Source organism: Streptacidiphilus carbonis (genome assembly GCF_000787775.1).
Classification (GTDB): Bacteria; Actinomycetota; Actinomycetes; order Streptomycetales; family Streptomycetaceae; genus Streptacidiphilus; species Streptacidiphilus carbonis.
The window spans coordinates 1-23,582 of sequence record NZ_BBPM01000026.1; the positions used below are offsets into that span (position 1 = coordinate 1).

Consider the following 23,582-nt stretch of genomic DNA (forward strand, 5'->3'; position numbering starts at 1 on the left):
CAGCAGGCCCCGCCGCCTCCGCCGGCCGCGCAGCAGCCGCCCGCCGCCGGCGTGCCGACCGTGGGGCCCGGCTACATGGCCGTGCTCCGCTACCGCGGCCCGGACGGCTCCGAGCAGCAGATCATCCAGCGCTCCGCGCTGGGCCTGCCGCACCCCGAGTGGCAGGTCCTGCAGGAGGTCCGGCGGCTGAACGTGCCGCCGGAGCAGGTGCTGGAGCTGCACACCGAGCTGGAGAGCTGCGACCTGCCCGGCGGCTACTGCCAGCGGATGGTCAAGGAGGCCTGGCCGAACGTCCGGGTGAGCAGCATCGCCCCGTACGGCCGGGACCACGCGGCCCGGCAGCGCGGCGTGCAGCACCTGTTCGAGCACCACGGGGAGCTGCACACCCATGCCGCGGGCCCGGCCCCGCAGCGCCCGTTCCGGGTGCCGCTGCCCGCGCCGGGGTCGGTGCAGCCCGCCCCGCCGGTGCCGCCGCAGGCGCTGGCGGACGAGCTGCAGCAGGCCTTCGGTCCGCAGAACGTGTTCCGCTACGAGCAGCAGGCGGTGTCCCGGCAGGGCATCCCCGAGGCCGTGTCGTCGTCGCTGACCTGGGCCGGGCTGCCGGTCGAGTTCGGCCCGTTCTTCTGGGCGCAGGCCCAGCCGGGCCGTCCGATGCCGACGCTGGCCGAGCTGGCCGCCGAACGCGGCATCACGGCCCAGCCGGACGCCGGCACCTATCTGGTGCTGGGCAACGACTACGGCCGCCAGCTGTGCGTCCAGTACGGGACGGCGGCGATCGTGGCCGTCGACCTGGGGACGTCGACCCAGCCCGCCGGAACCGAGGCCAAGCAGCCGCGCTTCGTCAACAGCGGCCTGCCGGAGTTCCTGCGCTGCATGGCCCTGCTGGGCCGGATGTGGCGGTTCCGGTACGGGCTGACGCCGGAGCAGGCGGGCCACTGGACCACCGACTTCCAGGCGCAGCTGGCCGCGCTGGACCCGGCGGCGCTGGGTTCGCCGGAGACCTGGTGGGCGGTGCTGCTCGAACAGCTGTGGGACGGACTGCTCTGACGGGAAGACGGCGTCGCCGGGTGTCGGTGTCCGTGTCCGGGTAGGGGACGTGTGCAAAATGGATCGAAATCTGATCATTTTGCTTCTGCGATTCCCCGATTTTCCCTACCTCCGGATGAGAGGACCAGCCGATGAGCGACGCCGTCTCTCCGCAGCACGGTCTCAGCATGGCCAGGCGCGGCTACGACCCGGACCAGGTCGAGCGGGCGATGGCCGAGCTCACCGAGCACCGGGACCAGGCCTGGGAGCGGCTGTCCGCTCTCGGCAACCGGATGCGGGCCCTGGAGCAGCAGCTGATCGACGCCGCCAGGGCCGCCGAGGAGGCCGAGCCGCCGTCCTTGGCCCACCTCAGCGAACGGGCCGGGCGGCTGCTGGTGATGGCCGAGGAGGAGGCCTCGGCGATCAGGGCCGAGGCCGAGGACTGGGTCGACGCCGTCGACGCCGAGGCCCGCGCCGACGGCCAGCAGCTGCGTGCGGATTCCGACGACCACGGGGTCCGGCTGCGCGCCTCGGCCGACGAGGGCCACCGGCGCGAGCTGGAACGGGCCCGCTCGCGGGCGGAGGCCGAGCGCGCCGACGCCGGCCGCGAGGCCCGCACCCTGCGGGAGGACGCGGCCGGCTACGCCGACGGCGTACGGGAGCGGGCGGAGGAGATCGCCGAGACGACCCGGGCCCGGCTGGCGGCGCTGCAGCAGCGCGCCGACCAGGAGCAGGCCGGGACGGAGGCCGCCGCGGCCGCCGCCGAGCAGCAGCTCACCTCCGGCGCCGAGCGGAAGCAGGGCGAGGCCGAGCGGCACCGCAAGGCGATGCAGGCCATGGCCGAGGAGATCGAGGCGGAGGCCGCCGCGAAGGCCGGGCGGCTGGTCGAGGCCGCCCGGCGGGAGGCCGAGCGGATCGCCGGGGCGGCCGCCCGCGACCAGGCGGCCTTCGCCGAGCGCCGCGACGAGCTGCAGGCGCACCTGGACCACATCCGCACCACCCTGACCGCGCTGACCGGCGCCACCGAAGCCCCGGCTCCGGTCGGTTCCGCCCCCGACGGCAGCGAGCGCGACACCGACGAGGTGCCGCTCCCGCCGTCGGGCGCCCCCGCGGGGGCGACCGCCCAGTCGGCGGTGGAGTCCGCAGTGGAGTCAGCGGTGGAGGCCACGGCCGAGCTCCCGACCGTGGTGCTGCCCGAGTTCGGCCGGCCGGTGGCGGAGACCGCGGACGAGACCTGAGCGTGCCCCGGCCGGTGTCGGCGCGGGGGCGTACTCTGGGTACCCCCGGTGCGCAACGCGTTCCGGGTGCTTCGCGTTGCCCCCGGCTGAGACCCGCTGAGAGAAGTCCATGAGCCTGACCGGCCTGCTTGACGTCGTCGTCGCCGACCCGGCCCTCGCGGAGGCGGCACGGTCCGCCCTCGCCGGGGACCGCCGCCACCTGGACCTGGTCGGCCCGCCCGCCGCCCGCCCGTTCGCGGTCGCGGCGCTCGCGCGCGCCCTGGCGGAGGAGGCGAGGGGCAGCCGGGGCCGGCCGGTGCTGGCCGTCACCGCCACCGGACGCGAGGCCGAGGATCTGGCGGCGGCACTGGGCTCGCTGCTGCCCCCGGACAGTGTCGCCGAGTTCCCGGCCTGGGAGACGCTGCCGCACGAGCGGCTCTCGCCGCGCTCGGACACCGTCGGCCGCCGGCTCGCGGTGCTGCGCCGGATCGTCCACCCCAGCGCCGACGACCCGTCCGCCGGACCGCTTCAGGTGATCGTCGCACCGGTCCGCAGCGTGCTGCAGCCGCAGGTCAAGGGGCTGGCCGAGCTGGAGCCGGTGAGCCTGAGGGTCCGTCAGGAGGTGGACCTGGAGGACCTCACCCGCCGCCTGTCCGCCGCCGCGTACCAGCGGGTCGAGCTGGTCGAGAAGCGCGGCGAGTTCGCCGTCCGCGGCGGCATCCTGGACGTCTTCCCGCCCACCGAGGAGCACCCGCTGCGGGTGGAGTTCTGGGGGGACGAGGTCGAGGAGATCCGCTACTTCAAGGTCGCCGACCAGCGCTCGCTGGAGGTGGCCCAGCACGGCCTGTGGGCGCCGCCCTGCCGGGAGCTGCTGCTCACCGAGCCGGTCCGGGCCCGCGCCGCCGAACTCGCGGCCGACCATCCCGAGCTCGCCGACATCCTGGACCGGATCGCCCAGGGCATCGCCGTCGAGGGCATGGAGTCGCTGGCCCCGGTCCTGGTCGACGACATGGAGCTGCTGGTCGACGTGCTGCCGCAGGGCAGCGTCGCGGTGGTCTGCGACCCCGAGCGGGTCCGCACCAGGGCCGCCGACCTGGTCGCCACCAGCGAGGAGTTCCTGCACGCCTCCTGGGTCGCCGCCGCCTCCGGCGGGGACCGCCCGCTGGACGTGGGCGCCGCCTCGCTGTGGTCCATCGCCGACATCCGCGGGCACGCCGCCGAGATCGGACTGCCCTGGTGGTCCGTCAGCCCCTTCGCCGCCGACGACGAGGTGCTCGCCGGCCCCGACGTGCTGCACCTCGACCTGCACCCGGCCGAGGCCTACCGCGGCGACACCGCCCGCGCCATCGCCGACGCCAAGGGCCGGCTGGCCGACGGCTGGCGGGTGGTGCTGGTCACCGAGGGCAAGGGACCGGCCTCCCGGATCGCCGAGATGCTCTCCGGCGAGGGCATCGGCGCCCGGCTCACCCCCGACCTGGTCGGCGTCCCCGACCCGGACGTGGTGCACGTCGCCTGCGGCTCCATCGAGTACGGCCTGTACTCCGAGGGCCTCAAACTGCACCTGGTCACCGAGACCGACCTGGCCGGGCAGAAGTCCTCCACCAAGGACATGCGCCGGATGCCGTCGGCCCGCCGCAACGCCATCGACCCGCTGGCCCTGCAGTCCGGCGACTACGTGGTGCACGAGGCGCACGGCGTCGGCCGCTACGTGGAGATGGTGCAGCGCACCGTCCAGGGCGCCACCCGCGAGTACCTGGTGCTGGAGTACGCCCCCGCGAAGAAGGGCCAGCCCGGCGACCGCCTGTTCGTCCCCACCGACCAGCTGGAGCAGGTCACCAAGTACGTCGGCGGCGAGGCCCCCTCGCTGCACCGGCTCGGCGGCGCCGACTGGACCAAGACCAAGTCCCGCGCCAAGAAGGCGGTCAAGGAGATCGCCGGGGACCTGATCCGGCTCTACTCCGCGCGGATGGCCGCCCCCGGGCACGCCTTCGGCGCGGACACCCCCTGGCAGCGCGAGCTGGAGGACGCCTTCCCCTACGCGGAGACCCCGGACCAGCTCAGCACCATCGCCGAGGTCAAGTCCGACATGGAGAAGACGGTCCCGATGGACCGGCTGATCTGCGGCGACGTCGGCTACGGCAAGACCGAGATCGCGGTCCGCGCCGCCTTCAAGGCGGTCCAGGACGGCAAGCAGGTCGCCGTCCTGGTGCCGACCACGCTGCTGGTTCAGCAGCACTTCTCCACGTTCTCCGAGCGCTACGCCAACTTCCCGGTGGTGGTGAAGGCGCTGTCCCGGTTCCAGACCGACAGCGAGGCCAAGGCCGTGCTGGAGGGGCTGCGCGAGGGCAGTGTCGACATCGTCATCGGCACCCACCGGCTGTTCTCCGCCGAGACCAGGTTCAAGGACCTGGGCCTGGTCATCGTGGACGAGGAGCAGCGCTTCGGCGTCGAGCACAAGGAGCAGCTGAAGAAGCTCCGCGCCAACGTGGACGTGCTGACCATGTCGGCCACCCCGATCCCGCGCACCCTGGAGATGGCGGTCACCGGCATCCGCGAGATGTCCACCATCACCACCCCGCCGGAGGAGCGGCACCCGGTGCTGACCTTCGTCGGCGCCTACGACGAGAAGCAGATCTCCGCCGCGATCCGGCGCGAGCTGCTGCGCGAGGGCCAGGTCTTCTACATCCACAACCGGGTCGAGTCGATCGACAAGGCCGCCGCCAAGCTCAAGGAGCTGGTCCCGGAGGCCCGGATCGCCACGGCGCACGGGCAGATGGGGGAGACCGCGCTGGAGCAGGTCGTCGTCGACTTCTGGGAGAAGGAGTTCGACGTCCTGGTCTCCACCACCATCGTGGAGTCCGGCATCGACATCTCCAACGCCAACACCCTGATCGTGGAGCGCGGCGACACCTTCGGCCTGTCCCAGCTGCACCAGCTGCGCGGCCGCGTCGGCCGGGGCCGCGAGCGCGGCTACGCCTACATGCTCTACCCGCCGGAGAAGCCGCTGACCGAGACCGCCCACGAGCGCCTCGCCACCATCGCCCAGCACACCGAGATGGGCGCCGGCATGTACGTCGCGATGAAGGACCTGGAGATCCGCGGCGCAGGCAACCTGCTCGGCGGCGAGCAGTCCGGCCACATCGCCGGCGTCGGCTTCGACCTCTACATCCGGATGGTCGGCGAGGCCGTCGCCGAGTACCGCGAGAACGTGGACGGCTCCGGCGAGCCGGAGGAGGAGCCGCTGGACGTCAAGATCGAACTCCCGGTCGACGCCCATGTCCCGCACGACTACGCCCCGGGCGAGCGGCTGCGGCTGCAGGCCTACCGGGCCATCGCCTCGGTAAACTCGGAGGACGACATCGCCGCGGTCCGCGCCGAGCTGGTCGACCGCTACGGCAAGCTCCCCGAACCGGTGGAGAACCTGCTGCTGGTGGCCGGCCTGCGGCTGTTCGCCCGCCGCTGCGGGATCTCCGACATCACCCTGCAGGGCCAGAACATCCGCTTCGGCCCGGTCGAACTGCGGGAGTCCCAGGAGCTGCGGCTCCAGCGGATCTACCCTCGGAGCCAGGTCAAGTCCAACACCAGGCTCCTCCTGGTCCCCCGCCCCAGCACCGGCAAGATCGGCGGCAAGCCGGTGGTCGGCCGCGAACTCCTCACCTGGTGCACCGAATTCCTGACCACGGTGCTTACCTGATAGGGGCGCGGGACTGTGTTTGATCGACAGCGCGCGCGAACACCAGCCACCCATACAACCCGCACCGAAGCAAGGACCGCACCATGTTCCTAGGTCTGGCAATGGCCCTCACGGCCGCCCTGTGCTTCGGCGTCGCCATGGTTCTCCAGGCCCTCGGCGCCCAGCGCCACAAGTCCACGCCCGGCGAAGGCCTCCTCGGCACCGCCAAGGCCATGCTCAACCTCCCCTTCGCCGCGGGCCTCCTCCTGGACTGCTTCGGCTTCGTCGCCCAGCTGATCGCCCTGCGCTCGCTCCCGCTCTACGTCGTGCAGGCGGCCCTCGCGGGCGCCCTCGCCGTCACCGCCGTGCTGGGCGCGGCGCTGCTCAAGATCCGGCTGGGCCGAGCCGAATGGGCCGGCGTCGCCGGCGTCTGCGTCGGCCTCGCCGTCCTCGGTGCGACCGCAGGGGCCGAGGGGCACCGGCAGCCGTCCGAGGCCTTCCACTGGGCCCTCCTCGCCGCCGTGGCGGCCCTCGCGGCCGTCGGCGGGATCGCCTGGAAGCTCCGCGAACCCCGCCGCGCCGCGGTCATGGGCACCCTCTGCGGCCTGGGCTTCGGCGTGGTCGGCCTGGCCGTCCGGGTCCTCCCCGCGGTGCACGGCATGGACCTGGTCCCGCTGCTCAAGGACCCGGCGACGTACGCCCTGCTGGCCGGCGGCGCGGTCTCCTTCGCCTATATGACCGAAGGCGTCCGCGGCGGCCGGGTCACCACCGCAACCGCGGCGATGGTGCTCGGCGAGACCGCCCTGCCCGCGGTCCTCGGCGTCGTCCTGCTCGGCGACGGCACCCGGCACGGGCTGATGCCGCTGGCCGTGGCCGGGTTCGCCGTCGCCGTCGCGGGAGCGCTCGCGCTGGCGCGCTTCGGCGAGGTCGCCCCGACCGAGGAGCCCGCCGACCCGGCGCACCCGGTGGAGTCCGCGCACCGGTCCACCCGCGTCAGCTGACCGCTGCCGGCGAACGGGTGACGCCGACCTGGTGACATCGGCCTGGTGCGCTGCCTATCCTCGGTCCTCGGAGCAGTAGCAGACGTATCGTCAGACCCGTACGTGACATGCAGTCGCAGAGCGCCGTAGGCGCCACCGCCGGGAGGCCCCGTGAACCGCCGTCGCACCGCCGCCGCCGTCCTCGCCCTGTGCGCCGCCGGTGCCCTCACGGCCTGTTCCTCCGGGCCGGCCCACCCCGGGGCGGCGGCCGTCATCGGGAACGACCGGATCACCGTCGCCACGCTGCAGTCGCACGTCTCCGCGTTCCGGGCCGCGGCGGCCGGCGACACCGCCGCCCAGCAGCAGGCCGGGGTGTCGCAGAAGACGCTGGGGCTGCTGGTGGCCGACCAACTGGTGGACCAGACGCTCGCCAAGGACGGCAAGTCCGTCACCGAGGGCCAGGTCCAGCAGGTGGAGGCGGCCTATCTGCAGCAGGCCGGCAGCGCCCAGGCGCTGCGGCAGGCCGTCGTGGACAACCTGCTGCTGGCCCCCTCCGACCTGGAGCTCTACGCCCACCTGCAGGCCGGGCAGGTGCTGCTGCTGCAGCAGGCCGGGGTGGACCCGAGCTCCAGCAGCGCCGACGCCGCGCTGAAGCAGATCATCTCCAAGGCGAGCAGCGAGATCGGGGTCACCGTCAACCCCCGCTACGGCAGCTGGGACGCCAGGACTCTGACGCTGGCGGCAGCGAACCAGCCCTGGCTCAGGACGGCCTCGTCCGCGACGGCGTAGCAGGGTTCTCGGCTGCGGACCGTAATCGGCTGGGCGCGCAGTTCCCCGCGCCCCTGTGCAGGTGCAACTCACCCACAGTGGTGCAGTTGCAGCCCCGTCAGGGGCGCGGGGAACTGCGCGCCCAGCCATGCACGGGCCGCACCCGACCAGAAACCCGTAACCGGTAAGTTCGGACCGTGGCAGATCCAGACAACACCCCCGCCCCCGGACGGCTCGTCCTCCTTTCCAGCACCCACCGCGTCGCCCCCGGCCTGCTCTCCTGGGCCGCCTGGGAAACCCTCCGGGCCGCCGACCGGGTCCTGGCCGGCGACGCCGGCCACCCGCAGCTGCCGCCCGTACGCGCGGCCGGTGTCGACGTCGAGCTGCTGGACCAGCCGGGCCACGCCCTGGCCCGCACCCTGGCCGAGGCCGCGTCCGGCCGCACCGTGGTGTGGATCTGCGGGGTCGACGGCGACCCCGGGCTGACCGACGCGCTGGCCCGGATCGCCGTCGAGGGTGGCCTCGCCGCCGGCCCGGTCCCGGAGATCGAGCTGCTGCCCGGCTCCTACGACCTGCCCGGCGCCCGGCTGCTCGACCTGGTCGCGGTGATGGACCGGCTGCGGTCCCCGGGCGGGTGCCCCTGGGACGCCCAGCAGACCCATGAGTCCCTGGTGAAGTACCTGGTCGAGGAGGCCTTCGAGCTGGTCGAGGCGATCGAGGACGGCGACCGCGGAATGCTCCGCGAGGAGCTCGGGGACGTGCTGCTGCAGGTGATGTTCCACGCCAGGATCGCCGAGGAGCACCCGGACGAGCCCTTCGGCATCGACGAGGTGGCGGGCGGCATCGTCGACAAGCTGATGTATCGCCATCCCCACGTCTTCGCGGACGTCCACGCCCCCACGGCCGAGCATGTGGAGGCCAACTGGGAGGAGCTGAAGGCGGCCGAGAAGCAGCGCGAATCCGTCGTGGACGGCGTGCCGCTGGCGCAGCCCGCCCTCGCGCTGGTCGCGAAGCTGCACTCGCGCGCCGCCAAGGCCGGACTCGCGCCCGCCTTGAGCGAGGAGGGACCCGCGGAGGCGGGCATCGGCGACCGGCTGCTGGCCCTGGCCGTCCAGGCCCAGGAGCAGGGCCTGGACCCCGAGGCGGAACTGCGGGCCGCCGCACGCCGCTACCGTGACGCCGTCCGGCAGGCGGAGCAGGACAACCGATGAGGCTTCAGCTGGCCCCCGACTGGCCGTCGGACGAGAGCGGGGCGTACCGGGTCCAGGAGCAGTTGCGCCCACTGGTCCGCACCGCTCCGCTCGCCGCGCCGCCGCGCACCCTGGCCGGACTGGACGTCGCCTACGGCGGCAGCCACGGCAGCGCGCAGGACCGGGTCGCGGCCGCCGTGGTCGTCCTGGACGCCCAGACGCTGGAGGTCGTCGACCGGGCGACAGCCGTCGGCACGGCCGGCTTCCCCTACGTCCCCGGGCTCTTCGCCTTCCGTGAACTGCCGATGCTGGTCGCCGCGTTGGAGCAGCTCGGGACCGTCCCCGAGCTGCTGCTCTGCGACGGCCAGGGCCTGGCCCACCCGCGCCGCTTCGGCCTGGCCTGCCACCTGGGCGTGCTCACCGGGCTGCCCACCCTCGGCGTCGCCAAGACGCCGCTGCTCGGCAGCTGGGACGAGCCGGGCCCGGCGCGCGGCGACAGCGCCGACGTCCGGGACGGCGGGGAGGTGGTGGCCCGGATGCTCCGCACCCAGGACGGCGTCAAACCGGTGACCGTGTCCACCGGCCATCTGGTCACCCTGGACGACGCCTGTGCCCAGGTTCTCGCCGCTGCCCCGCGCTTCCGGCTGCCCGAGACCACCCGGCTCGCCGACCGGCTCTGCCGCGACGCGCTGGCTGCGGCCTTGCCCTGAGCCGCAGGCCATGGTGGCATCGAGCCCATGACCCCCACCGCCGCCACTCCCGACTCCGCCGACAGCGCCGACTCCGCGTCAGCCGGTCCCCGCTGGGGCCTGACCTTTCCGCTCGACGGCATCCCGCTCGCCGACCAGCGCCGTCTGGTCGAGGCGCTTCCCGACCTCGGCTTCACCGATCTCTGGTCGATGGAGACCGCCGGCGCCGACGCCTTCACCCCGCTGGCCCTGGCCTCGGTCTGGGCGCCGCAGCTCAACCTGGGCACCGCGATTGTCCCCGTGCACACCCGCGGTCCCGCCCTGCTGGCCATGCAGGCCGCCGCCCTGGCCGAGGCCGCCCCGGGCCGCTTCTCGCTGGGCCTCGGCGCCTCCTCGCCGGTCATCGTCCAGGACTGGAACGCCGTCCCCTTCGAGCAGCCGTTCCAGCGCAGCCGGGACATGGTCCGCTTCCTGAAGTCCGCCCTGGCGGGGGAGAAGGTCGACACCGAGTACGAGACCTTCGCCGTCCGCCGCTTCCGGCTGGAGCGGGTCCCCGCGCAGACCCCGCCGGTGCTGCTGGCAGCCCTGCGTCCGGGCATGCTGCGGCTGGCCGCGCAGGAGGCCGACGGCACCATCCTCAACTGGCTCTCGGCCGAGGACGTGACCACCGCCGTCCGGGAGTTCGACGCGGCCGGAGGCACCGGCAAGACCGTCGCGGCCAGGATCTTCACCTGCCCGACCACCGACGCCGACCACGCCAGGGCGCTGGGCCGACGGCTGATCGCGGGCTACCTCACCGTCCCCGCCTACGCGGCGTTCCACCGCTGGCTCGGCCGCGAGGACCAGCTCAAGCCGATGTGGGACGCCTGGGCGGCCGGTGACCGCAAGGGCGCCGCCGCCTCGGTGCCGGACGAGGTGGTGGACGCGCTGATCGTCCACGGCGCCCCCGGGCAGGTGCGCGAGCAGATCCGCCGCTACGCCGAGAACGGGGTGACCGTCCCGGTCCCGGCGATCCTGCCGACCCCGGAGATGCTGGACCCCGACGCGAGCGCCCGCGACCGCCGGCAGGCAGTCGCGGCCGCGGTGCTCGCCGTCAGCCCAGGCTGAGGCTGCCGGTCGCCGGACCGACCGCGGAGCCGAGCTTGTCGACCGCGTGGCGCAGGCCGTCCAGCCAGCCGTCGCGGTCGGCGGCCCGGCCCTGCTCGTACTGGGCCACCTCGGGGTGCGGCAGGATCAGGAAGCGCTCCTCGGCCAGGCCCTCGATCACCGCGTCGGCGACCTGCTCCGGCGTCAGCATCCGGCCGAAGGCGCCCAGCACCGCCGCCACCGCCGGGTCCGCGGTCATCGCCGTGTGCACGCCCTGCGGGCACAGCGCGCTGACCTTGATGCCCCGGCTGCCGTAGGTCACCGCCAGCGACTCGGCGAACGCCACCGCGGCGTGCTTGGTCGCCGTGTAGGCCGCGTCGCCGGGCATCTGCAGCAGCCCGGCGGCGGAGGCCGTGTGCAGCAGGTAGCCCCGGCCGCGCTTCAGCATCCCCGGCAGCACCGCGCGCGCCGCGTAGACGTGCGCCATCACATTGATCTCCCAGCAGGCCTGCCACACCTCGTTCGGCGCCTCGATCCCCGCGCCGGAGCCGATGCCGGCGTTGCTGCAGAACAGGTCCACCGGGCCCAGGTGCTTCTCGGCCGTCTCGACCAGGGCCTGCACGTCGCTCTCCCGCGAGACGTCGCTGCCGACGCCCACGGTGTGACAACCCTCACGGTCCAGCGCCAGGGCCAGGTCCTCGACCCGGCCCGCGTCGAGGTCGGCGAGCAGCAGCCCGCGCGCACCCTCGGCAGCGAAGCGCCGCGCCAGCGCGGAACCTATCCCCCCGGCCGCACCGGTGACCACCACGACGGCTCCGCGTACCTGCATGTCTCCTGCTCCCTCCAGCGGGGTCCCCGCACGGGCCCGCGCGCACTGCCGGTGATCGTAGGCATCCGGCCCGCCACCGCAACAGTGCCCGTCCACGATGCAAGCCAACCGCCAGCTAACGTCAAGGAGTGCACAAACCGCTACCCCCGTCGCCGTCCGCGGCCGAGCCGATGCCGGAACTCTTCACCTGGGAGTTCGCCGCGAACCCCTACCCGGCCTACGCCTGGCTGCGTACCCACGCCCCGGTGCACCGCACCACGCTGCCGAGCGGTGTCGAGGCCTGGCTGGTGACCCGCTACGCCGACGCCCGGCAGGCCCTGGCCGACGCCAGGCTCAGCAAGAACCCGGGCAACCACGGCAGCAGCAGCGGCCGCACGGGCATCCCGGGGGAGCGCAGCGCGGACCTGATGACGCATCTGCTCAACATCGACCCGCCGGACCACACCCGGCTGCGCCGCCTGGTCTCCAAGGCCTTCACCCCGCGCCGGGTCGCCCTCTTCGAACCCCGGGTCCGCGAGATCACCGACCGTCTCATCGACGGCTTCGCCGCCGGGGGAGAGGCGGACCTGATCCACGACTTCGCCTTCCCGCTCCCCATCTACGCCATCTGCGACCTGCTCGGCGTCCCGGCCGAGGACCAGGACGACTTCCGCGACTGGGCCGGCATGATGATTCGGCACGGCGGCGGGCCGCGAGGAGGCGTAGCCCGCGCGGTGAAGAAGATCCGCGCTTACCTCTCCGACCTCATCCACCGCAAACGCGCCGACCTCGGCGACGACCTGATCTCCGACCTGATCCGGGCCGGCGACCACGGCGAGCACCTCACCGAGAACGAGGCCGCCGCGATGGCCTTCATCCTCCTCTTCGCCGGCTTCGAAACCACGGTCAACCTGATCGGCAACGGCCTCTACGCCCTGCTCACCCACCCCGAGCAGCGAGCACAGCTGCAATCCTCCATCGCCTCCGGCCGAACCGACCTCCTGACCACCGCTGTGGAAGAACTCCTCCGCTACGACGGCCCGGTGGAGCTGGCCACCTGGCGCTACGCCACCAGTCCGATCACCCTCGGCGGTCAGTCCATCGCCGTCGGAGACCCGGTCCTGGTCGTCCTCGCCGCCGCCGACCGCGACCCGGCCCGCTTCGACCAGCCCGACCTGCTCGACCTCGCCCGCCGCGACAACCCGCACCTCGGCTTCGGCCACGGCATCCACTACTGCATCGGCGCCCCGCTGGCCCGCCTCGAAGCCCAGTACGCGCTCGAAGCCCTGCTCCGCCGCCTCCCCGACCTCACCCTCGCCGCCGCCCCGGACGACCTCCGCTGGCGCGGCGGCCTGATCATGCGAGGGCTCCGCCAACTCCCAGTCAACTTCAGTCAGGAGAGCGGAGCCTAGGCAGATCTTGGTGCACAGTGCCCATGTTCAGACGTGCAGATGGATGCTGTGTGCGACGCAGCACACGGCCACCACCGTCAGGAAGCTCTTCAACCCGACCTCCCCGCCGTTCCCCACCTCGCTGCACAGCAGGATGTTGGGGGCCGCGAACAGCCACCACAGCTCACTGTTGTGTTGCTGGAGCCGGTAGTTGAGCAGCATCAGCAGCGCCACGTAGATCATTTGCCAGCCGGACCTCAGTTTCATCGCGACCACCTCCAGCAACCCCTCAGGGGGTGGGGGATTGGGATGCGCGGAAACGAGGCATCATCGACTTGTGGCCACGCTGTCCCCCGCCAGTCAAGTGGATGCGGTCACCGCTGCTTCTCGGATCACCTGACTGCTTGTATGAGTTATTGCCGCTATGGCGTCAAGAAAACTGATGATCAGTCAAAAGGCCCAGGCATACCGAAGGCTGACTGAAAGTTGTAGCCTTGGCGCCGACCGGGAGGCAGAAAATGAACGGGACTCCGCAGACATCTGTCCAGCGAGTGGTCGCTGAGCTGCGTCTCCTCGTCGCGGATCTGTCACCGGGCGCGCAGTTGCCACCGCAGGAGCGGTTGGCGAAGGACTACGACGTTTCCAGGGACACGGTGCAGCGGGCGCTCCGGGAACTGCGGCAGGAAGGACTTATCCGGTCCAAGCAGGGGAGTGGATCGTTCGTGGCGCCGAGGATCGGCCCGCCTGACGAGGATCCGGACGCCTACTCGGAGGCGGAGCCGGCCATCATCGCTCTCGACCCCTACCTCGAACGCGGCCTGACAGCCGCCGACGTGACCATCGACTACTTCGGCTTCAGCGCCGAGACGCTGGCCACCCTGCTGAAGCCCCGGCTCGACCTGATGCGACTGCCAGGCGCCTCTCGGCCGCAGTCCCTGCACATCCGGCTGCTTCTGCCCAAGATGAGCGCACCCCTGGCACTGCCCCGCAGCGTCGCCGATCCGGCGGACCCGCGCCCGCTGCAGCGGCTCCAACGGCTGACTTTCGACCTGGTACGGAGGCTGACGGACGCCGTCGACGAGGTCAGGCTCCGAGGACTGATCCCCAACGTCCTGCTCGAGATCCGAACCGTCGCGATGACTCCCCAAGTCAAGATCTACATCATCAATGGGACCGAGGCACTTCGCGGTTGGTATGAGGTGATCGAGGTCCCCGTGCGGCTTCCGGTGGATCCCTCGGACGCCGAGGGCGAAATGGAGGAAGTCATGATCTACGACCTGATGGGCCTCGACGCCGCTTTGATCCCCCAGCAGCCCGCAGCCGTGGACACAGCCCAGCGCTGGTTCGACTCCATCTGGAGCACCATTGCGGAACCGCTGGAGGACTGACGATGCCACCGCCCGTCGCTGCTGCCTCCGGTGGACCCGTGAGTGAGTTGCGCGGACACTCGTGTGGTGAACCGGAACTTGCTCAACCCACCCGACGCCCTCACCGAACTCGTGCGCAGGGCCAGGTTCCTGCTCTTCGACTTCGACGGACCCCTGGTCCGCCTCTTCACGCTGGGAGAGGCCCCCGGAATCGCCGAACAGCTGGCGGCCCGACTGGAAGAGGCCCTCGGACACTCCGCGGCCGGACGGTTCTCGGACTCGGTCGATCCCCACGGGCTGGTGTCAGGACTGCGCGGCGCGCTCCGGCAATGGCCCGGCCTGGACGAGCCGACGATCGAAGAGCTGGTGCAGCGCTGCGAACTCCAACTCGTCGAGGCAGAGAGACTGGCCGTCCGGACCGCGGAGATCACCGCCGGAGCGGAGCTTCTGGTCGCTGGACTGCTCCGACTCAGCCGTTGGAGACTCGCCGTCACCAGCAACAACTCCGCCCTTGCCATCGACGACCTGCTGGGGGAGGAGCGCGCTCGGGTGTTCCGGTCGGCATTCCAGGGGCAGGTGTACGGGCGCCACCCGGACCCGGACTTCATGAAGCCGCATCCTGACTGTCTGAACCGCGCCTTGGCGGGTCTCGGCTGCGAGTACCCCGACCAGGCGCTGCTGATCGGCGACTCGATATCGGACCTGGAGGCTGCCAAACAGGCCGGGATTCCCTTCCTGGGTTACGCGGCGACCGAAGCCAAGGTCGAGGCGCTGATGGAGGCGGGCGCCCGCCATGTCGTCCGCGACCTCAGCAGACTGCTGCCGACGGCCTTGCGCTGATCCTCATCACTTCGAGGTAACGGCCCTGGTGTCAGCGGCGCGGAGCATCCCCCGGCTCACTAGAATCCACTGCACCTTACCGGTGCCGATACCGCAGCATCTGGACTTGCCATCAGCGCTCCGCAATCCCTGTCCCTCCCGGTTGGCTCTGGCGAACCCGTCGTCCTCCGGTCGCAGGCTGACGCCTACAGGGAGATCGCCGAATCGGTCCGGATGCGCGTGATCAACGCGGGCGGATTCCACAATCGCAACTACCAGGTCTGTTTGACCGAGTCACAGGCACTGGCCCTCGGCAGGCCTTGCGGCAGTTCAGTGTTGGTCCGGGTCCGTAGGCACGGCCCTGAACTCGTCAGGCGAACGTGGCAGGACGAGGATCGATTGCTGACTGCCATCGCCGGCCGCCTCGGCGACGATCCGCACGGTCGCAGGGCCGGGATTCCGCAGGTGTTGCACACCTTTCCAGGTGGCAGCCCCTCCATCATCAGCTACGCGGAGGGCAGCGCGCTGGCGCAGGCGTTTCCGGCAGGGACCCGCCTGCCGGTTGCGGTCATCGACCAACTGACTGACTTCTTCGCGAGACTGACGAGCTTCCAGCGGCGGGACCTGCCTCCGTTGCCGCCGCAGTGGGCCCGCTCGCAGGACAGCAGTGGTTTCCTGAACGGCCTGGTGGCGTACGCCCAGGAGCGGCTCGCAGATGCCTATTGGGGTGCCTTCGGGAGGCTGTTCACCGCGCTCGGAATCGCCTCCGATGCGATGTACGGATTCGGGGCCACCCTGCCCGCGCTGCACAGCAGGCCCTTCACGCTGCTTCACACCGACATCCACCGCAACAACCTGGTGCTGGGACCGAACGAGCGGCTGCAGGTGATCGACTGGGAGCACGCGAGTTTCGGTGACCCGGTCTACGACCTGGCGACCCATCTCTGCCGGACCCGTTATCCGGCGGACCAGGAGTGGCAGATGGTCGATGCCTGGGAGCAGGCGGTGAAGGCAGTGTCACCACTCCACACCGACGGGTTCCGACGCGACCTTCCGCACTACCTCGCCTATGAGCGGGCACAGTCGGTGTATCCCGACGTGATCCGAGCCGCACTGAGTCTCGGCGCGGAGATCGAGGAGGCCACCATGGCCGCGGCGGTCCGGCGGGTCCAGGCGGCACTGGCCGCCGCCGCCGTCCCCTTGCGGCTTGTGGGCCTGCCCACCGAGCAGACCGTTCGCAAGTCATTGGCCGACTGGGCGCGGACCAGAGGCCGGGCGCCTACGGCTGCCGGCTGACTCCCGACCCTCCGTGGGCGCCTGACGCACCGACAGGGCGAGCAGTTGCTGAGGTCGCATCGGGCGCAGTTCGAATCGCTGTGGACGATCGTGGGGAGGGAGAGTGTTCTGGGCCGGCGCAAACCGACCATTCTCCCGGTGCCCACGGACCTGCCCGTGCCGACGGAGGGCAGGGCGTGATGGCCGTCGCGCCTGATGCCGTGGCCGAGGCGCAGCGCATGGTTCGCCAGGCCAAAGCTGTCGTGTTGGACTTCGACGGGCCGATTTGCGCGCTCTTCGGTCGCCATCACGCCCCGGGGGTCGCCCAGCGGCTGTGCCGGGAGTTGGAACGGCGCGGATGCCTCCCAGCGGAACTGGTCGACTGCCAGGACCCGCACCAGGTACTCAGGGAGCTGCGCTTACGGCTGCTGGCCAAGGGATGGACGCCGGCGCGGGCGATCGCGGAGGAAGATCGCATCGCAGCTTCGTTGACCTCGGAGGAGGTCACTGCTGCGGGTACGGCTCCGCCGACGCATCTGGCTGCCGAGCTGATCCGGACGCTTGCCGCGCGGGGGACGGGGCTGGCTGTGGTGTCCAACAACAGCAAGGAAGCCGTTGACCGGCATCTCAGGGAGCACGGTCTGCTCGACGTGTTCTCGGGGCCGGTGATCGGGCGCCCCAAGGACCCCCGTCGGATAAAGCCGGATCCGGGCGAGCTGCTGCGGGCGGTCGACCAGCTGGGATTGTCCGGCGAACCGCGCCCAGCGGTGTTGATCGGTGACTCGGCGGCTGATTTTCTGGCCGCTCGCAGGGCAGGGACCGGCTTCGTCGGATTCCGCTGCTCGGAGGCGTCCGCAACGGCGCTGAGCAGCTGCGGTGCAGGTGTGGCTGTTGATTCGCTGGAGCCGCTTCTGCTCGGAGTGACGCCGCGCCGCTGACGTTACGGGGTTGTGATTATGTCGCTCATATGTCTAGCCTGCACCGGAACGCCCGCATGCGTGGGCGGCCGCTCCGCGGGACGCCGAGTCCTGTCCAGCCGGGGAGCGGAAACCGAGACTTCAGGATTGGGCAGGAGCGGGGGACCCAGGTAAGTCGCCGCAGTTCGCAAGGCTGCGGCTAGGGGTGAAGGCGCGTCAGCGCCCGGGCTACCTCACGGCCCGAACCCGACAGCTCACCTCGCAGGCGTCGGAGAGGGTACCTGCCATGCCTTTCGCGAACACGCCCGGACGCCATCGCAAGCCGCGCACCAGCCAGACCAAGCGCCTGGTCGCGACCGCGAGCCTCGGCACCGCCGGCATCGCCCTGCCGCTGATCGCCGCGACCAGCGCCTCCGCGGCCTCGGTGTCCACCTGGGACAAGGTCGCCAGCTGCGAGAGCGGCGGCGACTGGTCCATCAACACCGGCAACGGGTACTACGGCGGCCTGCAGTTCTCCGCCTCGACCTGGAGCGCCTACGGCGGCAGCCAGTACGCCTCCACCGCCGACCACGCCACCAAGGGCCAGCAGATATCGATCGCCGAGAAGGTGCTGGCCTCTCAGGGGCCCGGCGCCTGGCCGGTCTGCGGGCCGAAGGCCGGACTCAGCCAGGGCGGCGCCGCCGCGTCGGTGAGCACCGCGGGCTCGGGCTCCTCCTCGTCCAGCAGTTCGTCGTCGTCCGCGTCGAGCTCGGACTCGGCGACGAGCACGACCAAGCAGAGCAGCAGCACGGACAGCACCAGCACCAGCACCGGCAAGCACCGGTCGGCGGCGGCCACGGACTCGGCCTCCAAGGCGACCAGGAAGACCACCAGCACCAGCACCAGCACCTCGACCAGCACGGCGAAGCCGCAGGTCGGCCACGGCAACTACACCGTCAAGGCGGGCGACAGCCTCTCGGCCATCGCCGCCGCCGCGCACCTCAAGGGCGGCTGGACCGAGCTGTACCAGGACAACAAGTCCACCGTCGGCGGCAACCCGGATCTGATCTTCCCCGGCCAGAAGCTGGTCGTGGTCTGACGCCAGGTTCGTGGTCTGACATCGTGCACCACTCCGGAGCCCCTACCCGCCAGGTGAACTACTGGTGAGTAGGGGCTCCGGGGGGTGAGACAGCCGGAACGTCCGCGTGGCTGTGCCCACCGCTGCGGATAGGCTCTTGTCGTAAGCACCCCTGTATTCCCCCCTAGGAGATGCCTGTGCCGTCCATCGACGTCGTCGTAGCCCGGGAGATCCTCGACTCGCGAGGCAACCCCACGGTCGAGGTCGAGGTCGGCCTCGACGACGGCAGCACCGGTCGTGCCGCCGTCCCGTCCGGCGCCTCGACCGGCGCCTTCGAGGCCCTGGAGCTGCGCGACGGTGACCAGTCGCGCTACTTCGGCAAGGGCGTGGAGAAGGCCGTGCTCGCGGTCATCGAGCAGATCGGCCCGGAGCTGATCGGCTACGACGCCACCGAGCAGCGCCTGATCGACCAGGCCATGCTCGACCTGGACGCCACCCCGGACAAGTCCTCCCTCGGCGCCAACGCCATCCTCGGCGTCTCGCTCGCCGTCGCGCACGCCGCCTCCGAGGCCAGCGACCTGCCGCTGTTCCGCTACCTGGGCGGTCCCAACGCCCACGTGCTGCCGGTCCCGATGATGAACATCCTCAACGGCGGCTCGCACGCGGACTCCAACGTCGACATCCAGGAGTTCATGATCGCTCCGATCGGCGCGGAGTCCTTCTCCGAGGCCGTCCGCTGGGGCGTCGAGGTGTACCACACCCTCAAGAGCGTGCTGAAGAAGCGCGGCCTCTCCACCGGTCTGGGCGACGAGGGCGGCTTCGCCCCCAACCTGGACAGCAACCGCGAGGCGCTGGACCTCATCGTCGAGGCCATCCAGCTGGCCGGCTACACCCCCGGCAAGGACGTCGCCCTGGCCCTGGACTGCGCCGCCTCCGAGTTCTACAAGGACGGCAAGTACGAGTTCGAGGGCAAGTCCCGCTCGGCCGCCGAGATGACCGAGTACTACGAGGAGCTCGTCGCCGCGTACCCGCTGGTCTCCATCGAGGACCCGCTGTTCGAGGACGACTGGGCCGGCTGGACCGTGCTCACCGGCAAGATCGGCGACAAGGTGCAGATCGTCGGCGACGACCTGTTCGTCACCAACCCGACCCGGCTGGCCCGCGGCATCAAGGAGGGCGCTGCCAACGCCCTGCTGGTGAAGGTCAACCAGATCGGCTCGCTGACCGAGACGCTGGACGCGGTGGAGATGGCCCAGCGCAACGGCTTCCGCTGCATGATGTCGCACCGCTCCGGTGAGACCGAGGACGTCACCATCGCCGACCTCGCCGTCGCCACCAACTGCGGCCAGATCAAGACCGGCGCCCCGGCCCGCTCCGAGCGCGTCGCCAAGTACAACCAGCTGCTGCGCATCGAGGAGATCCTCGACGACGCCGCCGAGTACGCCGGCCGCGGCGCGTTCCCGCGGTTCCAGCCCAGCGAGGGCTGAGTGCTCTGACGGGCCGGCGACTCGTCGTGCCTGACCGGTGCCCCGCCGCGTTCACCCTCTAGGGTGGGCGGCGGGGCACCAGCACATCCACGGGAGGGCGGACACGTGAGCGGCAGTACAGGCAGACCGGCGGCACGCCGACCGCGTCTCACCGGCCGCGCCGCGGTGCTGGCCCTGGTGCTGTGCTCGCTGGTGGCCGCGCTGGCGTATCCGACCCGGCAGTTCATCGCCCAGCGCTCGCAGATCGCTCAGCAGCGCGCCGCCCAGGCCCAGGCCCAGGCCCAGGTGGACGAGCTGCGCCGGGAGAAGGCCCGCTGGCAGGACCCGGTGTTCGTGGCCGCGCAGGCCAGGGAGCGGCTGCACTACGGCTACCCCGGCGAGACCCCGTTCGTCTCGCTCGCCCCCACCACCGGCGCGGGCAGCGCCTCCGGGACGCCCGCCGCGGCCCAGGCGCAGCAGCCCTGGTACGACAGCCTGTTCCAGTCCCTCGACACCGCGGACGCGGCCACGCCCGCGCAGTGACACCACGAAGCACCAGCGCCGCCCAGACCCAGAAAGCAAGCCGAACCATGACGCAGACCCCCGCCCCGAAGGACGCCCCCGCCGCGGAATCCGCTGTTGCCGCGGACGATGTGGCCGCCATCGCCGCCCAGCTCGGCCGGGTGCCGCGCGGGCTGCGCGCCGTCGCCCACCGCTGCCCCTGCGGCCTGCCGGACGTGGTGGAGACCGCGCCGCGGCTGGAGGACGGCAGCCCGTTCCCGACGCTGTTCTACCTGACCTGCCCCAGGGCCGCGTCCGCCATCGGCACGCTGGAGGCCGACGGGGTGATGAAGGAGCAGACGGCCCGGCTGGCCGAGGACCCGGAGCTGGCCGCCGCCTACCAGCGGGCCCACGAGGACTACATCGCCCGCCGGGACGCCATCGAGGTGCTGGAGGGCTTTCCCAGCGCCGGCGGGATGCCCGACCGGGTGAAGTGCCTGCACGTCCTGGTCGGCCACAGCCTGGCCGCGGGACCGGGCGTCAACCCGCTCGGGGACGAGGCGCTGGCGATGCTGCCGGAGTGGTGGCGCAAGGGCCCCTGCGTCTGCGCCGGGGCCGGCGAGGGCGGCAGCGGCGCCGAGGGGTGCGACAAGTGAGCCTGCAGCGCGTCGCCGCGATCGACTGCGGCACCAACTCCATCCGCCTGCTGGTCGCCGACCTCGACCCGGACACCGGGGAGCTGCACGACCTGGACCGCCGGATGACCATCGTCCGGCTGGGCCAGGGCGTGGACCGCACCGGGCGGCTCGCCCCCGAGGCGCTGGAGCGCACCTTCACCGCCTGCCGCGAGTACGCCGCGGTGATCGCCGAGCACGGTGCCCAGCGCGTGCGCTTCGTCGCCACCAGTGCCTCCCGGGACGCCGAGAACCGGGACGAGTTCACCGCCGGGGTGCACGCGATCCTGGGCGTCGACCCCGAGGTGATCAGCGGCGACGAGGAGGCCGAGCTCTCCTTCACCGGCGCCACCAGGGAGCTCAACGCTCCCGGTAGCGGCATGGTCCCTCCCTACCTCGTCTTCGACCTCGGCGGCGGCTCCACCGAGTTCGTGCTGGGCAGCGACCGGGTGGAGGCCGCCCGCTCGGTGGACATCGGCTGTGTGCGGATGACGGAGCGTCATGGCAGTGACACCCTGGCCATGCGCGCCGACATCAAGGCGGCGCTGGACCTGGTCGCCGGGACCGTCCCGCTGACCTCGGCGGCGACCCTGGTCGGCCTGGCCGGGACGGTCACCACGGTGGCCGGGATCGCGCTGGGCCTGCCGGCCTACGACTCGGCCGCGATCCACCACTCGCGCATCCCGTTGGCGAAGGTGCGCGAGGTGACCGGGATGCTGCTGTCGGCGACCGCCGAGGAGCGCGCCGCGATCCCGGTGATGCACCCCGGACGCGTCGACGTCATCGGCGCGGGGGCTCTTGTTCTGCTGGCCGTCATGGAGCGTTGCGGCGCCTCTGAGCTGGTCGTGAGCGAGCACGACATCCTCGACGGCATCGCCTGGAGCGTGGCCGGGAACGCGGCTCGCGAGGGCGCTCCAGAAACTTCGTGAATTTCTTCACATGCAGATCCGGGCTTTGGGGTCACCCGGAGGGCCGGTTCGTCCGAATTGCGGGACCAAAGGCCCTCGGCGGCTGTCGCCAGGCGCATCCAAGGCCGGTGGCCGGATTCGCACGCACAATCGCAACAGGGGCGACGAGCTGCGGCAATGCCGCCTACCCCGGCAGCGGGGCCGCCGCGGTGCATCCAGTGGGAAACCTGGGCTGCGTAGTGTAGCAGGTCGTGTCCAGAGGCATGTGAGGAGGGCCACAAGGGGTGCTCCGGAGGGTGCTGGATACTTTCGGATATGAGCACCACGGAGCGTCCTCGCATTCTCATCGTCGGCGGTGGATACGTCGGCATGTATGCCGCGATGCGCATCCTCAAGAAGATGCGCTACGGAGAGGCGACCGTCACGGTCGTCGACCCGCGGTCCTACATGACGTACCTGCCCTTCCTTCCCGAGGCGGCGGCCGGCAATGTCGCGCCTCGCAACCTCGTCGCGCCGCTGCGCAGCACCCTCAAGGGTGCGGAGGTCCTCACCGGTCATGTGACCGCGGTGGACCAGAAGCGCAAGGTCGCGACCATCTCCCCGGCCGCAGGCGACTCGTACGAGCTGCCCTTCGAGTACCTCGTCGTCGCGCTGGGTTCGGTCTCCCGCACCTTCCCGATCCCCGGCCTGGCCGAGAACGGCATCGGCATCAAGTCGGTCGAGGAGGCCATCAGCCTCCGCAACCACGTGATCGCCCAGCTGGACAAGGCCGAGTCCACCACGGACGAGGCGGTCCGCAAGCAGGCGCTGACCTTCGTGGTCATCGGCGGCGGCTTCGCCGGCATCGAGACCGTGGCCGAGCTGGAGGACATGGTCCGCGACGCGGCCGGGAACTACCGCAACGTGAAGCGTGAGGACATGCGCTTCATCGTGGTGGAGGCGGCCAACCGGATCCTCCCCGAGATGGGCCCGGACCTCGGTCTGTGGACCAAGGAGAAGCTCGAGGAGCGGGGGATCGAGATCTACATCGAGACCTCGATGGACTCCTGCGTCGACAAGCACGTGGTGCTGAAGAACGGCATCGAGGTCGACGCCTCCACCATCGTGTGGACGGCCGGCGTCAAGCCCAACCCGGCGCTCGCCGAGTTCGGCCTGCCGCTCGGTCCGCGCGGCCACGTCGACACCGCCCCGACCCTCCAGGTCCAGGGCTTCGACAACGTCTGGGCGGCCGGCGACAACGCCCAGGTGCCCGACCTCGCCGTCGGCGAGGGCGCCTGGTGCCCGCCCAACGCGCAGCACGCCGTCCGCCAGGCCATCGTGCTCGGCGACAACGTGGTCTCCGGCATGCGGGGCTTCCCGCAGAAGGAGTACAAGCACAAGAACCTCGGCGCGGTCGCCGGTCTGGGCCTCCACAAGGGTGTGGCGATCCTCTTCGGCAAGTACAAGCTGAAGGGCCGTCCGGCCTGGTGGTTCCACCGCCTGTACCACGGCAGCCGGGTGCCCACCATGAACCGCAAGGTCCGGGTGTTCGCCGACTGGACCCTGGCCATGTTCCTCAAGCGCGAGACCGTCTCCCTGGTGGAGATGGAGCGTCCGCGCGAGGTGTTCGTCGAGGCGGCCTCGCCCGCCCCGAAGCCGAAGGCCGCCGCGGCGCCCGAGGCCGCCAAGACCGAGAAGACCGAGAAGGTCCCCGCGTAGTCAGTCGTACCCCAGCACGACCGCACGCCCTTCTGCCCGGCAGCGTCGCCGGACCACACCCGTGGTGCTCAT

Annotated in this window: 21 protein-coding genes and 1 riboswitch; of the genes, 19 read left to right on the forward strand and 2 right to left on the reverse strand. The window is 71.6% G+C overall.

Going from position 1 to position 23,582, the window contains the following annotated elements:
• The 8 genes from TR46_RS20810 to TR46_RS20845 form a co-directional block, all read left to right on the forward strand.
• On the forward strand, positions 1-1,047 hold a 1,047-nt coding region (locus TR46_RS20810), incomplete at its 5' end, for an SUKH-4 family immunity protein (RefSeq protein ID WP_042403487.1).
• Between the two features lie 131 nt (positions 1,048-1,178).
• A complete protein-coding gene (locus TR46_RS20815; RefSeq protein WP_042403489.1) occupies positions 1,179-2,264 on the forward strand; it encodes a coiled-coil domain-containing protein in 1,086 nt (361 codons plus the stop codon).
• Between the two features lie 109 nt (positions 2,265-2,373).
• Entirely contained in the window at positions 2,374-5,937 is a 3,564-nt protein-coding gene (mfd, locus tag TR46_RS20820) for a transcription-repair coupling factor (RefSeq protein WP_042403492.1), read from the forward strand.
• 83 nt (positions 5,938-6,020) lie between these two features.
• The gene (locus TR46_RS20825; protein WP_042403494.1) at positions 6,021-6,917 is read left to right on the forward strand and encodes a DMT family protein; all 897 of its coding nucleotides are present in this window, start codon (positions 6,021-6,023) and stop codon (positions 6,915-6,917) included.
• A 150-nt stretch (positions 6,918-7,067) separates the two neighbouring features.
• Positions 7,068-7,685 carry a hypothetical protein gene (locus tag TR46_RS20830; protein ID WP_042403496.1) on the forward strand — a complete coding sequence of 206 codons (618 nt, stop codon included), beginning with the start codon at positions 7,068-7,070 and terminating at the stop codon, positions 7,683-7,685.
• 176 nt (positions 7,686-7,861) lie between these two features.
• Positions 7,862-8,875: a MazG family protein gene (locus TR46_RS20835; protein ID WP_042403498.1), complete on the forward strand. Its 1,014-nt coding sequence runs from the start codon at positions 7,862-7,864 to the stop codon at positions 8,873-8,875.
• Entirely contained in the window at positions 8,872-9,564 is a 693-nt protein-coding gene (locus tag TR46_RS20840) for an endonuclease V (protein WP_042403500.1), read from the forward strand. The genes TR46_RS20835 and TR46_RS20840 overlap by 4 nt, the downstream gene beginning before the upstream one ends.
• Positions 9,565-9,591: 27 nt before the next feature.
• Positions 9,592-10,650 (forward strand): LLM class F420-dependent oxidoreductase, encoded by a 1,059-nt coding sequence (locus TR46_RS20845; RefSeq protein ID WP_201776431.1) that lies wholly within the window; start codon positions 9,592-9,594, stop codon positions 10,648-10,650.
• On the opposite strand, the gene TR46_RS20850 is transcribed toward TR46_RS20845, so the two are convergent.
• Positions 10,637-11,458, reverse strand: coding sequence for an SDR family oxidoreductase (locus tag TR46_RS20850; RefSeq protein ID WP_042403501.1), 822 nt, complete (start codon positions 11,456-11,458; stop codon positions 10,637-10,639). The two genes, TR46_RS20845 and TR46_RS20850, sit on opposite strands and share 14 nt — an antisense overlap.
• 170 nt (positions 11,459-11,628) lie before the next feature.
• Here TR46_RS20850 and TR46_RS20855 point away from each other — a divergent pair, with 170 nt between their 5' ends.
• Positions 11,629-12,849 carry a cytochrome P450 family protein gene (locus tag TR46_RS20855; RefSeq protein WP_042403503.1) on the forward strand — a complete coding sequence of 407 codons (1,221 nt, stop codon included), beginning with the start codon at positions 11,629-11,631 and terminating at the stop codon, positions 12,847-12,849.
• Between the two features lie 27 nt (positions 12,850-12,876).
• On the opposite strand, the gene TR46_RS20860 is transcribed toward TR46_RS20855, so the two are convergent.
• Positions 12,877-13,095 (reverse strand): hypothetical protein, encoded by a 219-nt coding sequence (locus TR46_RS20860; protein ID WP_152626594.1) that lies wholly within the window; start codon positions 13,093-13,095, stop codon positions 12,877-12,879.
• Positions 13,096-13,346: 251 nt separating this feature from the next.
• Here TR46_RS20860 and TR46_RS20865 point away from each other — a divergent pair, with 251 nt between their 5' ends.
• From TR46_RS20865 to TR46_RS20910, 10 genes are all read left to right on the forward strand, one after another.
• A complete protein-coding gene (locus tag TR46_RS20865; protein WP_084718783.1) occupies positions 13,347-14,216 on the forward strand; it encodes a GntR family transcriptional regulator in 870 nt (289 codons plus the stop codon).
• Between the two features lie 66 nt (positions 14,217-14,282).
• Positions 14,283-15,035: an HAD family hydrolase gene (locus tag TR46_RS20870; RefSeq protein WP_161790172.1), complete on the forward strand. Its 753-nt coding sequence runs from the start codon at positions 14,283-14,285 to the stop codon at positions 15,033-15,035.
• Between the two features lie 213 nt (positions 15,036-15,248).
• Positions 15,249-16,310, forward strand: a complete 1,062-nt coding sequence (locus TR46_RS20875) for an aminoglycoside phosphotransferase family protein (RefSeq protein WP_084718785.1) — start codon at positions 15,249-15,251, stop codon at positions 16,308-16,310.
• Between the two features lie 179 nt (positions 16,311-16,489).
• Positions 16,490-17,227 carry an HAD family hydrolase gene (locus TR46_RS20880; protein WP_042403655.1) on the forward strand — a complete coding sequence of 246 codons (738 nt, stop codon included), beginning with the start codon at positions 16,490-16,492 and terminating at the stop codon, positions 17,225-17,227.
• A 100-nt stretch (positions 17,228-17,327) separates the two neighbouring features.
• A riboswitch (cyclic di-AMP (ydaO/yuaA leader) is annotated at positions 17,328-17,489 on the forward strand.
• 3 nt (positions 17,490-17,492) lie between these two features.
• A complete protein-coding gene (locus TR46_RS20885) occupies positions 17,493-18,284 on the forward strand; it encodes a LysM peptidoglycan-binding domain-containing protein (RefSeq protein ID WP_042403505.1) in 792 nt (263 codons plus the stop codon).
• A gap of 176 nt (positions 18,285-18,460) precedes the next feature.
• A complete protein-coding gene (eno, locus tag TR46_RS20890) occupies positions 18,461-19,750 on the forward strand; it encodes a phosphopyruvate hydratase (RefSeq protein ID WP_042403506.1) in 1,290 nt (429 codons plus the stop codon).
• A gap of 105 nt (positions 19,751-19,855) precedes the next feature.
• Entirely contained in the window at positions 19,856-20,272 is a 417-nt protein-coding gene (locus TR46_RS20895; protein WP_042403508.1) for an FtsB family cell division protein, read from the forward strand.
• A gap of 47 nt (positions 20,273-20,319) precedes the next feature.
• Positions 20,320-20,886: a DUF501 domain-containing protein gene (locus TR46_RS20900; RefSeq protein WP_042403510.1), complete on the forward strand. Its 567-nt coding sequence runs from the start codon at positions 20,320-20,322 to the stop codon at positions 20,884-20,886.
• A gap of 2 nt (positions 20,887-20,888) precedes the next feature.
• Complete coding sequence (locus TR46_RS20905; protein ID WP_042403658.1) at positions 20,889-21,833, forward strand: Ppx/GppA phosphatase family protein; 945 nt, start codon at positions 20,889-20,891, stop codon at positions 21,831-21,833.
• Positions 21,834-22,127: 294 nt separating this feature from the next.
• Complete coding sequence (locus TR46_RS20910; protein WP_084718786.1) at positions 22,128-23,510, forward strand: NAD(P)/FAD-dependent oxidoreductase; 1,383 nt, start codon at positions 22,128-22,130, stop codon at positions 23,508-23,510.
• Positions 23,511-23,582 lie beyond the last annotated feature (72 nt).